Below are 423 nucleotides of genomic sequence, written 5' to 3'. Positions count from 1 at the left end.
GCACCGCCGCGCTCAGACACTGGACCTGCACGACCGCCGAGGTCGCCGGGAAGCCGATCGCACGCACGCCGCCCCACTTCGAGTTGAGCAGGTTGGGCAGGTTGTTCACGTCCGCGAAGACCGACACGCGCGACTTGCCGATAAAGGTCGGCAACTCCTGCTCCAGGTGAAGGTCGATGCGCGTGAAGGCGCGGTTGCGGGCGATGTTCTTGTCCGCAATCTTGCCGCGATACTTCTTCAGGTTGGTGGCGTTGATCAGCGCCTCCAGACTGTCGCGGGTCGCCGGCGTATCATAGCTGACGAGAGCATCGCTCGTGCTGGTCGGCACGTATAGCAGGTAACGATCGTTGTTCGAGATGGTCCCGAACACCGCCGAGCGCGCGTTGTTGCTGCCCACCGCGTCGAACATGGTGAAACTGTAAC

At 62.6% G+C, this 423-nt stretch carries 1 protein-coding gene; it reads right to left on the bottom strand.

Annotated elements, in window-relative coordinates; genetic code table 11:
• The coding region (locus D7X55_RS41570; RefSeq protein ID WP_199747446.1) for a hypothetical protein at positions 1-409 on the bottom strand (409 nt) is incomplete at its 3' end.
• Positions 410-423: the final 14 nt, after the last annotated feature.

Source organism: Corallococcus sp. AB049A, assembly GCF_003668885.1.
Taxonomy (GTDB): domain Bacteria; phylum Myxococcota; class Myxococcia; order Myxococcales; family Myxococcaceae; genus Corallococcus; species Corallococcus interemptor.
This window is presented reverse-complemented; position numbering and strand designations above follow the sequence as displayed.